A 13775-nucleotide genomic window follows, 5' to 3' on the forward strand; every position below is an offset into this window, starting at 1 on the left:
ATAGATTTGGTGGTAACCACGCCAGTTTATGGAAGGAGTGACTGGCTGGTCAGCTAAAACTACCAGTCATTGTAACGGTAGCCAAGAATGTAGCAACCAAGTCACAGTTCCATGAGTATTTTTTGCACAAAACGTCTAGAGATTGACGCGATGTCAAAAAAAAGAGGCTAAAACTTGTTAAGTTCTGCCTCTTATTTAGCTGATTTGATTAGCGAATATGTTAACTCGCCGCCGGCAAGTGGTGGTGCTCAGCTGGGATCGCATCCCAACCTTCTTTGATGGTCTTCAGCAGATCAACCACTTCCAATAAAATCTCGGTGTCGTCGTTCACATTGGCTTCGCCTAAGCGGCGCACAATGTAATCGTAGATAGAAGCTAGGTTACCCGCGACTTCGCCACCTTGGCCGTGATCCAGTGCCGCTTGCAGGTGGGCAACAATTTCGATGGTGCGGCCGATCAACTCGCCTTTTTTGGCGGTTTGTCGCTGTTCAATCGCCAATTTGGCGCGAAGCAGTTTTTCCATCGAACCGGCGAGCAGCATCTGCACGATCTTATGCGGGCTGGCTTCCGCCGCTTGGCTGCCGATGTTGACCTTGTTGTACGCCTTTAATGAGCCTCTCATTATCCTCTTCCTGCTTCTACTTGTTGATATCGGTTTACTTGTTGGCGGCCTTTTTTATAGCCACCAAAGCGTTGTTTGGATTGGTTCAGCTGAGCAACGGCGCGCGCCGTCAGCTGCTGGGTCTGTTGCAAGGTGTGTTGCAGCCATTGCCGATCTTGCCCCAATGAAGATTGCAGCAGCTGCGCTAAACACCCTTGTCGTTCCAGCAGCAGCGGTTGCAGCGCCTCATACGGCGGTTCGTCGTCGTTGCTGGCTTGCTCAATTTCGGTCAGCACTTGCGCCAGTTGGGCGTCAATCTGCTGCAGTTGGTGGGCATCATTCATTGTTGATTAACGCCCATAATCCGGCACCACCCCAGGCAAGCTGGCCAGGGTGCTGGCCACATCGGCGGCTTGGTTGTTGAACATGTACACTGCGGTATCCATGGCGTTGTATTGCTTGTACAGACGCTCTTCATAAGCCGACATCTGCAAATTGAGCATTTCACGCTCATCGCTGATGTCCTCTTTTTGCCCTTCCAAGGCGGTATTACGTCGGTCCAGCAGGCCGCCGGTGCCAACGTAGTTATCCACCGCGCCGTGCATGGCATAAGCCAAGCCGGTGTCTTCGCTGGCAAACAGCTGCGACAACTCATCGAGGTTGTTTTCGATGGCGTCGGTCAGCTTGTCGTCGTCGACTTCTAACTTACCGTAGCGATCAAAGGTGACCCCAAACTGGCTCAGCACCGTGGGCTTACCATCCACGTCGTAGGTGCTGCCCATCAGGTTCCGCATGCGGCTGGTGATCCCCCGCGCAAGGGCATCGCCCTGCAGCGGACCGGCCTTTTCGGTGGTGGCGTCGTACTTGGACAGATCTTCGATGATCTGCGCCATGGCATTGAATTGGTCAACAAACTCCTGCACGGCATCTTTGGCGTTGTCGACGTCAAGATCCAAAACCAATTTGGTGGTTTTGCTGGGATCCGCTTCTTTCAGATCCAAGGTGATGCCGGTTACGGCGCCCTCAACCTTATTGCTGGGGGAAGTAATGGTAATGCCATCCACCACCAACTCGGCGTCTTCGGCGGCGACCAGCTCGGTCATGGTGCCAAAGGTGTCGCTTAAGCCAGTGCCGCCCACGTCGGTGGCGGCCACGGTGATCTCATTGGCTTTGCCGGTTTCATCGGAGCTCATCACCAGCTGCGGGCCAGCATCGGAGTTAATGATGGTGGCGGTAACGCCGGGGTTGTCGTCGGACTTATTAATCTTGGCAACGATGTCGGCCAAGGTGTCGGTGGCGCTCACGTCGATCACCAACTGGGCATCGGGATCCGGTGCGCCCAGGCTGTCGTAACCCACGTTGATGGTTAGCTGGCCTTCCCCAACGGCGGTGTCGGCATCCGCGACCGCGGCACTGCCCAACTTTTGGCTTTCCGCTAAACGGTTCACCTTGATGTTGTAGGTGCCCGCAACCGCATCGGCGGTGGTTTCAACGCCAACGTAGGTATCGTTACTTAACTTGGTTTTACGCTTATCAAAGGTCTCAACGTCTTGCAGCTTTTCCAGCGCATCTTGAAAATCGGTCATGCCTGACTTCAAGGTGCCCAGCGCCGAGATCTCTGTCTCTAACGTGGCCTCGCGCGCGTTCAACGCCGTTTGTCGTGGCGAGAAACTCGAGTTAACTAACGCCTCAACAATGCCATTGATGTCGAGGCCAGAACCCATACCGGTAGACGTTAAGCCCATGCTGTACCCTTACGCTTTGGTGTTAAACAATAAGCCACTGAGATCCGACAACCGTGCGGCAAGATCCAGCACCTCTTCGGAGGGAAATTGCCGGATCACTTCATTGGTGTTCAGATCCTTTACGGTCACCACATCGCGACCGGTGTCATCGTCAACGTGAAACGACAATGAACGCTGGTTGGTGTTCATGAATCGTTCTAATTCTGCTGCAACTTCAGTAAGTTGCTCTTTGCTTAGCGGCTGCTGCCCGCTGGCTTCGGTGCTGGCGTTTACTTTCGCTGGCGCCTGCTCTGCGCCCACCGCCGTTGGATCTTGGCGCTGCAGCTCAGCCATATTGCCGCCGCTTGCGGCGCCTTTGGCTGTCGAAGCAAAATTTGTACCAGTTACAGATGTGACGTCCGCTGCCATGCTATTTCTCCTCTGTACGGCAAGTCGTGCTGTGGGACTGCACCCTAGCACGGGTGTCGGCTCATTCCTTTGGCCTAAGCCACAACAGCATAAAAAAACGGCAGAGCTTGCGCTCTACCGTTTTTATCGGCCGCTTGCCCTGCAAGCTTTAGCCTTTTCTTTACCAAGTTACCCTTGGCGATGGCCACGGTTACAGCAGCGACAGCGCCGATTGTGGCAGCTGGTTGGCTTGCGCCAGCATCGCCGAAGAGGACTGCGACAGCACTTGGTTTTTGGCCAGTTCTGCCGACTCTTTGGCAAAGTCGACGTCTTGGATACGAGAGCGGGCATCAGCAACGTTGGTTTGGATGTTACCCAAGTTGTTGATGGTGTGGCTCATGCGGTTTTGCACCGCACCCAAGTCAGCACGCTGACCATCGATCTGACCGATGGCGTTGTCCAGCATGGTCACTGCCGCCTGGGCACCAGCCGCAGTCGATACGTCCAACTTGCTGACATCAGAAGTATTGTTGCCACCAATGGTTACCGCACTGCCGGCACCGACGGTCCCGCCTAAGGCAAAGTTAGAGGTGCCGCTGCCGTTGTTTTCAATCGTACCAGACAACACCACATCACCGGCGTCGTTGACGCCAGCGGCCACACCAAAATCACCCAGCGCATCGTTCAAGGCTGCCGCAACGCCACCGGCATCGGTTGCCTCGGACAGATCCACGCTAACCGCAGAGGCCGCTACACCAGCAGCATCGGTGGCGGTGAAGGTCATGTCATCGGCTGCGATCAGCGCGGCCAAATCCGCTGCTGCAACCGCAGTACCTGATACAGATTTCCCTTGCGCCAGTTTGTCGGCACTCACATCAGACAACGATACCGAGATGGTTTCATTGGCTTCCGCACCCACTTGGAAGCTCTGAGTACCAAAGCTGCCGTCCAGCAGGTTTTGGCCACCGAACGAAGTGGTTTCCGCGATGCGGGTCAATTCGGTAGACAGTGCGCCAATCTCTTTCTGGATTGAGTCACGGTCTTCTGTCGAGTTTGAGCCGTTAGCAGATTGCAGTGACAAGTCACGCATGCGTTGCAGGATGTTGGTGGATTCCTGCATCGCGCCTTCGGCGGTTTGGGCGATGGAGATGCCGTCGTTGGCGTTACGCATAGCAACGTCCATACCGCGCACCTGTGAGGTCAAGCGGTTGGAGATCTGCAGACCTGCCGCGTCGTCTTTCGCAGAGTTAATGCGTAAGCCCGACGCCAAACGGTTCATCGACGTTTGGGTGGCGGCGCTGGCAGCGTTGGTGCTGCGTTGGGCCGACATGGAGGTCACATTGGTATTAACGGTAATAGCCATAATGTTTTCCTAAAGTAATGTAAACCAATGGGACCAACCAATGCGGTCAGATCCCTGTTACATCTAGGCTATCGGCAGTAAATATTAAGCCTTTAGCAATTCCCCATCTTTCCTAACAAAACCGCATAAAAGTTATGCCATTAGCGTAATTCAGCAGCATTCTTGCCCCCTGCCCCATCAATTTCAGCGGCCGCCTAACGCCGCCACAATCGGCTTGCAGGCACAAAAAAGCAGAGCCGAAGCTCTGCTTTTGGTGTTGCTCAAAAACCGTGCTACCGCTGTTGGCTTACAGCAGCGACAATGCCGATTGTGGCAACTGGTTGGCTTGCGCCAGCATCGCCGAAGAGGACTGCGACAGCACTTGGTTTTTGGCCAGTTCAGCAGACTCTTTCGCGAAGTCGACGTCTTGGATACGAGAGCGGGCATCAGCAACGTTGGTTTGGATGTTACCCAAGTTGTTGATGGTGTGGCTCATGCGGTTTTGTACCGCACCCAAGTCAGCACGTTGGCCGTCAATCTGAGCGATGGCGTCATCGATCAGGGTCACGGCCGCTTGCGCGCCACCGGTGGTGGTTACGTCTAGGGTCGAGATGTTGGCAGAACCATCGGCACCCACGGTGGCGGCGGTTGGGGCGTTGGTGGCGCCGGTTGCGGTCATCGCAACGGTACCGCCGGTCTTTTCAACAGAGCCGGTCAGCACAACGTTGCCGGTAGAATCGTCCACTTCAGCAACCACGCCGCTGTCACCCAGAGCGTCGTTCATCGCCGCGGCCAAAGAGCCCGCGTCGGTTACGTTGGCCAGATCCACGGTTAAGGTTGAAGAAGCAGTACCGTCTTGGTCAACCGCGATGCTCATTGCAGACACGGTGCCGTCGGCGTATTCGGCGATATCAGCGGCCGCGATCACACCACCGGATACGGCAGCGCGTTCGCCCAGCTTGTCGGCGCTTACGTCAGACAGGGATACGCTGATGGTTTCGTTGGCTTCAGAACCCACTTGGAAGCTCTGAGTACCAAAGCTGCCGTCCAGCAAGTTTTGGCCACCGAACGAGGTGGTTTCCGCGATACGGGTCAGCTCGGTAGACAGTGCGCCAATCTCTTTCTGGATTGAATCACGGTCTTCTTTGGAGTTCGAACCGTTCGAGGACTGCAAAGACAGATCACGCATACGCTGCAGGATGTTGGTGGATTCCTGCATCGCGCCTTCCGCGGTTTGGGCGATGGAGATGCCATCGTTGGCGTTACGCATGGCAACGTCCATACCACGTACCTGAGAGGTCAGGCGGTTGGAGATCTGCAGACCTGCCGCGTCGTCTTTGGCGGAGTTAATGCGTAAACCTGACGCCAAACGGTTCATCGACGTTTGGGTGGCGGCACTGGCAGCGTTGGTGCTGCGCTGGGCCGACATGGAGGTCACATTGGTATTAACAGTAATAGCCATGATGTTTTCCTAAAGTTGTGTAAACCAATGGGACCAACCACCGTGGTCGGATCCCTGTTACCTCTACTCTATCGGCATCATTTAACCGGGCTTTAGGCTTTATCGAGTAATTTTAAAAAACGCAGCGCCGTTCGTGGCTCAGATCACATCGGCGCGGCAACGCCTTGGCCGCCACGCCAAATTAACCGCACAAAAAAGCAGAGCCGAAGCTCTGCTTTTGGGGGGACGCGACAGGCTAACTGAATTACAGCAGCGACAGCGCCGATTGTGGCAGCTGGTTGGCTTGCGCCAGCATCGCGGAAGAGGACTGCGACAGCACCTGGTTTTTGGCCAGCTCGGCAGATTCTTTAGCGAAGTCAACATCTTGGATACGAGAGCGGGCGTCAGCAACGTTGGTTTGGATGTTACCCAAGTTGTTGATGGTGTGGCTCATGCGGTTTTGCACCGCACCCAAGTCGGCACGTTGGCCGTCAATCTGAGCAATGGCGTCATCAATGATGGCCACCGCAGCTTGGGAACCCGCGGAGGTGCTTACGTCCAAATCATCAATGTTGGCGGTGCTGTTGCCTTGCATGCCAGGGGCCACAAAGTTACCCGCAGTCACACCAGTACCCGCCGCAGTTGGGGTTAAGGTGGCGTTGTTTTCCAACGAGCCGCCGTACTTCATGGTACCGGCCGTTTTGTCGTATTCCACAACCGCACCGGTATCACCCAGCGCTTGGTTCATGGCCACGGCTAAGGTTTCGCCGTCGGTCACGTCGCTCATGTCTACGGTTAAGGTGCTGGTGTTGCCGTCGCCATCAACGTAGGCGTAAGACAGCGCCGCATCAGGCGATGCCGAAGTGGCTGCGGCAACCATCGAGTCGATGTCGGCTTTGGCGATGGTGCTGCCAGCAGCGGCAGTATCAACCGCGTTGCGATCGCCCAACTTATCTGCGCTTACGTCAGACAGGGATACGCTGATGGTTTCGTTGGCTTCAGCACCCACTTGGAAGCTCTGAGTACCAAAGCTGCCGTCCAGCAAGTTTTGGCCACCGAACGAGGTGGTTTCCGCGATACGGGTCAGCTCGGTAGACAGTGCGCCAATCTCTTTCTGGATTGAATCACGGTCTTCTTTGGAGTTCGAACCGTTCGAGGACTGCAAAGACAGATCGCGCATACGCTGCAGGATGTTGGTGGATTCCTGCATCGCACCTTCCGCGGTTTGGGCGATGGAGATGCCATCGTTGGCGTTACGCATTGCCACATCCATACCGCGCACCTGCGAGGTCAAACGGTTGGAGATCTGCAGGCCCGCCGCATCGTCTTTGGCGGAGTTGATCCGCAGGCCCGAAGCCAAGCGGTTCATGGACGTCTGCGTTGCCGCGCTGGCAGCGTTGGTGCTGCGCTGGGCGGACATCGAGGTCACATTAGTATTTACGGTGATAGCCATAATTTGATCCTAATAAAAGTAAACCTGTGGGACCAAGCTAGGTTGCTGCATCCCCAGTCTCTTGTTATGTCGGCCAAGTTCAGCGGGCCTTTAGCCTTTTGACGGATTAATCTCCACCGTGTTGGCGCCACCAACAAAAACGGCAGAGCGATAAACGCTCTGCCGTTAGGGGGTGCAACTGCGACAGAATTACAGCAGTGACAGCGCCGATTGTGGCAGCTGGTTGGCTTGCGCCAGCATCGCCGAAGAGGACTGCGACAACACTTGGTTTTTCGCCAGTTCCGCCGACTCTTTCGCGAAATCCACATCTTGGATGCGAGAGCGAGCATCGGCAACGTTGGTTTGGATGTTGCCCAAGTTGTTGATGGTGTGGCTCATGCGGTTTTGTACCGCACCCAAATCGGAACGCTGACCGTCAATTTGGCTGATGGCGGCGTCAATAATGTCGATGGCCGCTTGGGAGCCTTCAACGGAGGTCACATCCAGTGCGGCGATGCTGGAAGAGTTGGTCGCGCCAGCCATCTCAGTGTTATCAAAGGCACCGGCCGTACCGCCGGCGGGATCCGCCAAGGTCAGGCTAACCGCGTTAGCATCGCTGGTGTCGATGTCGTTGGCCACGGAACCGTTCATGGCGATGTTGCCATTGTCATCATAGGCCGCAACCACGTTCATATCTTGTGCTTTAAAAGCATTGTTGATGCTGTCCAGCAACTCTTCTTCGTTGGTTACCGCAGAAAGATCCGCCTGAATGGTTACGCCAGTACCGTCACCCGCGTCAAAGGTGAAATCCAAGGTGCCAGCGGTTACGGTGCCATCAATGATTTCGTCAACGCCAGCTTTGCTGATCAGGTTGTTGTTATCAATGGCTGTGCCTTGTGCCAAGGCATCCGCGCTTACGTCAGACAGTGATACGCTGATGGTTTCGTTGGCTTCGGCGCCCACTTGGAAGCTTTGGGTACCGAAAGAACCGTCCAGCAAGCTTTGACCACCGAACGAGGTGGTTTCAGCGATACGGGTCAGCTCGGTTTGCAGAGCGCCCATCTCTTTTTGTACCGAGGCACGGTCTTCTGCCGAGTTCGAGCCGTTAGCCGACTGCAAAGACAGATCACGCATACGCTGCAGAATGTTGGTGGACTCTTGCATCGCGCCTTCGGCGGTTTGAGCAATCGAGATGCCGTCGTTGGCGTTACGCATCGCCACATCCATGCCGCGAACCTGAGAGGTCAAACGGTTGGAGATCTGCAGGCCAGCCGCATCATCTTTGGCGGAGTTAATGCGTAAACCCGACGCCAAACGGTTCATCGAAGTTTGGGTGGCAGCGCTGGCCGCGTTGGTGCTGCGCTGGGCAGACATGGAAGTGACGTTGGTATTTACGGTGATAGCCATGGTGCTAATTCCTCAAAACAGTGAAAGCTTTTGGGGCCAACTTTCCGACGCTGCATCCCCGTTACATTCATTGTTTCGGCGCGCTGTTTTTTTCCTTTAGAAAAAACTTAATAAATTTCCGAAAAATTAAAATAACCGATAACAATCAGCACCTTAGAAACAAAGTCACGAGTTAATCCTGCGCTGTTTTTCAGCGCCCCCCATGTTGCCGCGCCGAAAAAATGGCGCAACCGCCAAGGGCTAGGATCAAAAAAGCCTCCCAGGTTGGAGGCTTTTTTATCCACGGTGGCGGGTTAATCCCACGCCAACTCACGGTAGTGCTGACGGCACATCGACACATAGCTGTCGTTGCCACCAATCTGCACTTGGGCACCGCCGCGCACGGCCACACCACTTTCATCTAAACGCACCACCATATTGGCTTTGCGGCCACAGTGGCAGATGGTTTTCAGCTCAACCAACTTGTCGGCCCACGCCAACAAGTAATGTGAACCTTCAAACAGCTCACCCAAGAAGTCGGTACGCAAGCCGTAACACAGCACCGGAATATCCAACAGATCGACCACTTTAGTCAGTTGTCGCACCTGCGCCTTGGACAAAAACTGACTCTCATCCACCAGCACACAATTGGGCTGCTCTGGCTGCGCAGCAATCATCTGATGCAGATCGTCGTCGCTGCCGAAGATCAACGCGTCGGATTCTAAGCCGATGCGCGAGGTAACCTTACCCACACCATAACGGTCGTCCAGCGCCGCCGTTAACACCAGCGCTTTCATGCCACGCTCGTGATAGTTATAAGCCGACTGCAACAGCGACGTTGATTTGCCGGCATTCATCGCCGAATAGTAAAAATACAGTTGTGCCAAGCTGCAACCCTCCTAAAAAAGTGGCGAGATTATAATACCAATCGTACTGGGTAGGTGAGCAATTGTTTGCGCCGGATCCGGAGCCCAAATTAAGGGCTGTGTACCAATTAGCTGTTGAACTTATTGTGCATGACCCGCTGCGGCATAAAGGTCATTGCCGAGACCGCTCGGCGGCGGGCAAGGGACTCGTCCCTTTGCAATCCCGAGCGCCTCCGAAGTGACGACAGCCCCTCGTTTTCGCAGCATTGCGTTACAGCAACGGCCAGATGCGCCATCCATGGCTTAACTGGCCTCTACGGCATCCTGCCTTCGGCTTTACTTCATCACTGCTGCACTCGGCGTCACCAAGTCGGCAGAAAATTATCACCGCCAGATGATGACTTAGCCGTGCCAGATACGCCGCACTGGCTTTACTGCCGCATCACAGCGTTGAGCGGTGTACTGCAAAATGAGGTTGAGCAACAGGATGTTGCGAGTGCATCGCTAAGCCATGGATGCCGCATCGATGCCGTGCCGAATGGCGCAGTGCAAGGAGCGAAAGTTGAGCTGTGCTAAGGCAATGGGATCCCAAAGGGAGGATCCCCCCCTTTTTCTACGAGCTAGTGTGCCATCGCCACTGCGACATAACCACTTGAAAGCAGTGCCATCGAAGCTCGCCGCAGGCGACAATAGCTACCGCGCAGCAACGCCAACAGTTAACGAATGCACAGCCAAATTAAGCTGCTCTGCGCCACGGCCAAAGCCAGCAATGACACGCCGAGCAACATCAGCTGGGGAATGCAGAACCGGCACGAAAAGGAACAACGCAGTGCGGCTGATTTGGCCAAACCAACGATAACGGCACCGTTGGTTTGGCCATTGAGGGCTTCAGCCGCCGTTTAGCAGAAACGGCGCAGGGCAACGAACGCCAGCACCAACGCCAACGAACTGGCCACAAAGCCCAACAGTGCCGAACCGGTTACGCCAATGGCGAGGTAACCACAGGCGGCAATGGCCGCAACGGTTAAGGCATACGGCAACTGGGTGGTAACGTGGTCGATGTGGTGGCAACCGGCACCGGTGCCAGACAGCACCGTGGTATCAGAAATCGGCGAACAGTGATCTCCAAATACCGCACCGGCCAGTACCGCCGCCATCAACGGCAGCAGCATCGCCACGTCCGCCGCCAGCGCCACATCGGCGGCAATCGGCAGCATGATGGCAAAGGTGCCCCAGCTGGAACCGGTAGAGAACGCGGTGACTCCAGCCAACACAAAGATCAACAACGGCAGCAACCACATCGGCATGCTGGTTTGCACCAAGGAAGCCAAGTACTTACCGGTTTCCAAATCGCCAATCACGCCAGCGATGGTCCAAGCAAACAGCAGAATGTATACCGCTGGCATCATTGAAGCTGCGCCGCTACGCAGGGCTTTGCCGATGGTGGCGGCCGTTAAACGCTGCTTAATCACCACCAGCAGCGCCACCGCTAAGCTGGCTAAAGAAGCTTGGAACAGCGCAACGGTGGTGTCGGTGTTTTCCAGTGCGCCCATCACACTGAAGGCTTGCTCGCCTAAGTTGGCGGCGCCAGAGGCCAGCATAAAGTAAACCGATGCCACCACAAGGGTAAGGATTGGCAGCAATAAGCCCCACACGGAACCGTTGTCGGCCTCTTCCAGTTCGTCATCCACCCCTGGTGGGTTGCCTTTACTGGTGTCCCATAACTGACCGCTGTTTTGAGTTCGGCTTACCGCCGCCCGCATTGGCCCAAATTGAATATCAAACACAATCACCAAAAACAACGTCGCCAGCGCAAAGATGGCGTACAGGTTCATTGGGATCATGGTTAAAAAGGCGTTCAGTGCGCCGATGTCGGTGATCTCACGGGCGGCAAAGACCGAGCCAATCAAACCAACAATGTACGCGCCCCATGAGGAGATCGGTGCCATCACACACACTGGGGCGGCGGTGGAATCCACCCCGTAGGCCAGTTCTTCGCGGGAAACCTGATGATCGTCCGCCACTGGCTTGGCCACAGAACCAACCGCAAGGGTATTAAAGTAATCATCAATGAAGATCACCATTCCCAGTGCCATGGTCATTAGGCGGGCGTGGCGTTTGGTTTTGATGCGCTGACGTGCCCAAATGGCGAAGGCGCGGGCGGCACCGGAAGCATTAATTAAGGCGATGGTCATGCCCAACACCAGCAGGAAGCCCAGCAGCGGCACGTTCCAGCTGTCGAGGCCATCTTCGCCCCAAAACAACCCCAACGCACGGCGGCCAAGTTCGGCCACGGTATCCATGGGTGAAAACCCCGTCAGCATCAACACGCCAACTAAGATCCCCAACCCCAAAGAGAGTAAGACTTTACGGCTGACAACAGCCATAACAATGGCGACCAGCGGTGGCAGCAGTGCAAAAATCGTATTATTAAATTCTAAAGAAACCATCTTTTATCATCATTATTTTTAAGATGGAGGCAACTGACACGGCCATGATGGCCGCGGGGGAAAAACAACAGAAGAATTGTTCCACCGTCCTTTCAGTAGCGCTCCATAGTTACGGTGAACCTGTCTTCCCGACAGAGATAACTATGGCAGTGCTGCATCTGTTAAATGCAGCCCCAGCGAGATGAGATGACGCTCAAATCACTTCGGCACTGACTCCTTTGGCCCAACGTCGACGGCGGTCAACCTCGATTGGGTTACTGATAGGCAGTGCGCCTCTACACAAGTAGGTTTGTTACGGCTTTACGCGTGTAACGGCAGCAATCTAACCATAGGGAAGGTTCGTTTGCCCTGAAGATAACGCCATTACGTGACGCAAGTCTCGGTTTTTATAAAATTTCCATGAGTTCAGGCAGGATCTGTTGCAGATCCCCAACTAAGGCAAAGTCCGCCAGCTGCATCAGCGGCGCGGCGCCATCTTGATTAACCGCAATGACCGTTTCCGCTTGCTTGATCCCCGCCATGTGTTGAGTTGCCCCAGAGATCCCCAGACCGATATAACGCTGCGGCGCAATCAGCTGCCCCGTTTGGCCAATCTGCAACTCGCTTGGTAAGGCGCCGGCATCAATCACTGGCCGCGTACCACCAATGGCCGCCCCCAGTTTATCCGCTAGGGCTTCCACCAGTTGCCATTGCTCGGCGGTGGCAACACCACGGCCAACCGCGATCACTGTGCTGGCCGTGGCCAGTGGCGGTCGCGCCGAAGCAAGCGGCTGCACCTGCCGCACTAAAGCGGTGGCCGCCGGTGCGGCTAGCAGCTGCTCCGGTAATGCGCTGCCATCGCCACGGCATGCAGTGGCAGCAAAGCCACTGGCCCGAACACTGAGGCAACACTCGATCCCAGCGCCATCAAACTGTTGCTCAATGGCGCCAGCCCAAGCCGGACGCTGCCATTGCTGCCCCGCAATGGCCGTTACTTCCGACACCATCGGTCGATCCAGCATTGACGCCAGCAGCGGCAACAGCTCGCGCCCATACGGATCCGCGGCCATCAGCACCTGTTGGTGCCGCTGACAATGGGGCAGCAGCGCACGGGCAATGGCTTGGGGATCGTCGTGGTCGCTCACCGGCAATCGCATAACAGCTTGGGCGTTCGCCACCACGACCAGCGGCTGCGGCGCACAGACAATCACATCAAAGGGTTGGCTCAGCTGCTCTACCGCGCCAAACAACTGCGGCCACTGGGCTTGGTTATGGTGGTGCAAAATCAATACGGCGCTCATGGGTTCGCTCCAACAGTAGGACGCAACAACTCGGCCAGAGCCGTAACGTTATCAAGGGTTTCGCCACGGCGGCTGCGCTGCGACAAGCTCTGGCTAAGCATGACCGGGCCCTTAGCGGCGCTGAGCTCTGGCTCAAAGACGGTGATGGGCAGACGGCGCGCGCGGATCACCTTCGGCAGCGCCGCAAAGCGCGGGGTCGCTAAACGCAGATCGGCACTGATCACCAGCGGCAGGGGGGCCGCATATTGACCACGGCCACCGGCACACAGGCCAGAGCCGACAAGATCAGTGCCGTGGCACTGCAGTTGATCCACCGCACTGAACAGCGGCCATTGCAATAATGCCGCCAGCCGCTGCGCCACTTGGTGGTTGTCGCCATCGCCGGATTGCTTGCCCAGCAACACCAGATCCGCCCCCACAGACTGCGCGCACTGTTGCAGTGCTTTCGCAATCTGCTGGCAATCATCTAACGGATAAGGAATATGAATGGCGTGATCGCAGCCCATGGCCATCGCCGCACGCAAACCTTGCACACTGGGGCTTACGCTCACCACCGTTAATTGGCTGGCCTCCCCCTGTTCAAGCATTCGCAGCCCCTGCTCTAACGCCACTTCGCTAAAAGGATCCAGCATCAATTTGGTGTTATTTTCCGCACTGTTGCCATTCGCATCAATGGGCAAGGTTTGTGCAATCGTCTTTACCGCAACCAATATTTTCATCTTCACCCTTGGTATTTCAGTTACTTAACTATTGCTGCAACCCAAATAGAGTCCACGACAGTCGAGCTTGAATTATCACATGCGTAAAGGTTCCGGTGGCAGCGAAACAGGGCAAATGAACGATGA

General features: G+C 55.6%; 13 protein-coding genes and 1 riboswitch. All 13 genes read right to left on the reverse strand.

Translation table 11 applies throughout. The features are described from left to right. Nucleotides 1-220: 220 nt before the first annotated feature. The 13 genes from fliS to Q0796_RS03930 all read right to left on the reverse strand — a co-directional run bounded on the left by fliS (nt 221) and on the right by Q0796_RS03930 (nt 13649). A complete protein-coding gene (gene fliS / locus Q0796_RS03870) occupies nt 221-622 on the reverse strand; it encodes a flagellar export chaperone FliS (protein WP_298440434.1) in 402 nt (133 codons plus the stop codon). After that, nucleotides 622-945 carry a hypothetical protein gene (locus Q0796_RS03875; RefSeq protein ID WP_298440435.1) on the reverse strand — a complete coding sequence of 108 codons (324 nt, stop codon included), beginning with the start codon at nt 943-945 and terminating at the stop codon, nt 622-624. The genes fliS and Q0796_RS03875 overlap by 1 nt, the downstream gene beginning before the upstream one ends. Before the next feature lie 6 nt (nt 946-951). Next, nucleotides 952-2346, reverse strand: coding sequence for a flagellar filament capping protein FliD (gene fliD / locus Q0796_RS03880; protein ID WP_298440436.1), 1395 nt, complete (start codon nt 2344-2346; stop codon nt 952-954). Between the two features lie 9 nt (nt 2347-2355). Continuing rightward, on the reverse strand, nt 2356-2679 hold the full coding sequence (locus tag Q0796_RS03885) for a flagellar protein FlaG (RefSeq protein ID WP_298440437.1): 324 nt from the start codon (nt 2677-2679) through the stop codon (nt 2356-2358). 265 nt (nt 2680-2944) lie between these two features. Then, complete coding sequence (locus tag Q0796_RS03890) at nt 2945-4096, reverse strand: flagellin (RefSeq protein ID WP_298440438.1); 1152 nt, start codon at nt 4094-4096, stop codon at nt 2945-2947. Between the two features lie 286 nt (nt 4097-4382). Then, on the reverse strand, nt 4383-5537 hold the full coding sequence (locus Q0796_RS03895; protein WP_298440439.1) for a flagellin: 1155 nt from the start codon (nt 5535-5537) through the stop codon (nt 4383-4385). A gap of 244 nt (nt 5538-5781) precedes the next feature. Beyond that, nucleotides 5782-6969, reverse strand: a complete 1188-nt coding sequence (locus Q0796_RS03900; protein WP_298440440.1) for a flagellin — start codon at nt 6967-6969, stop codon at nt 5782-5784. A 189-nt stretch (nt 6970-7158) separates the two neighbouring features. Continuing rightward, a complete protein-coding gene (locus Q0796_RS03905; RefSeq protein ID WP_298440441.1) occupies nt 7159-8355 on the reverse strand; it encodes a flagellin in 1197 nt (398 codons plus the stop codon). 107 nt (nt 8356-8462) lie between these two features. Beyond that, complete coding sequence (locus tag Q0796_RS03910; protein ID WP_298440442.1) at nt 8463-8639, reverse strand: hypothetical protein; 177 nt, start codon at nt 8637-8639, stop codon at nt 8463-8465. A gap of 9 nt (nt 8640-8648) precedes the next feature. After that, nucleotides 8649-9221 carry a thymidine kinase gene (locus tag Q0796_RS03915; protein ID WP_298440443.1) on the reverse strand — a complete coding sequence of 191 codons (573 nt, stop codon included), beginning with the start codon at nt 9219-9221 and terminating at the stop codon, nt 8649-8651. Between the two features lie 878 nt (nt 9222-10099). Next, nucleotides 10100-11650: a Na+/H+ antiporter NhaC family protein gene (locus tag Q0796_RS03920; RefSeq protein WP_298440444.1), complete on the reverse strand. Its 1551-nt coding sequence runs from the start codon at nt 11648-11650 to the stop codon at nt 10100-10102. An 88-nt stretch (nt 11651-11738) separates the two neighbouring features. Beyond that, a riboswitch (Lysine riboswitch) is annotated at nt 11739-11936 on the reverse strand. Nucleotides 11937-12036: 100 nt separating this feature from the next. Further along, nucleotides 12037-12930 carry an electron transfer flavoprotein subunit alpha/FixB family protein gene (locus Q0796_RS03925; protein WP_298440445.1) on the reverse strand — a complete coding sequence of 298 codons (894 nt, stop codon included), beginning with the start codon at nt 12928-12930 and terminating at the stop codon, nt 12037-12039. After that, a complete protein-coding gene (locus Q0796_RS03930) occupies nt 12927-13649 on the reverse strand; it encodes an electron transfer flavoprotein subunit beta/FixA family protein (protein WP_298440446.1) in 723 nt (240 codons plus the stop codon). Before Q0796_RS03930 ends, Q0796_RS03925 begins: the two co-directional genes overlap by 4 nt. Nucleotides 13650-13775 lie beyond the last annotated feature (126 nt).

The sequence above is a fragment of the uncultured Ferrimonas sp. genome (genome assembly GCF_947489035.1).
Taxonomy (GTDB): Bacteria; Pseudomonadota; Gammaproteobacteria; order Enterobacterales; family Shewanellaceae; genus Ferrimonas.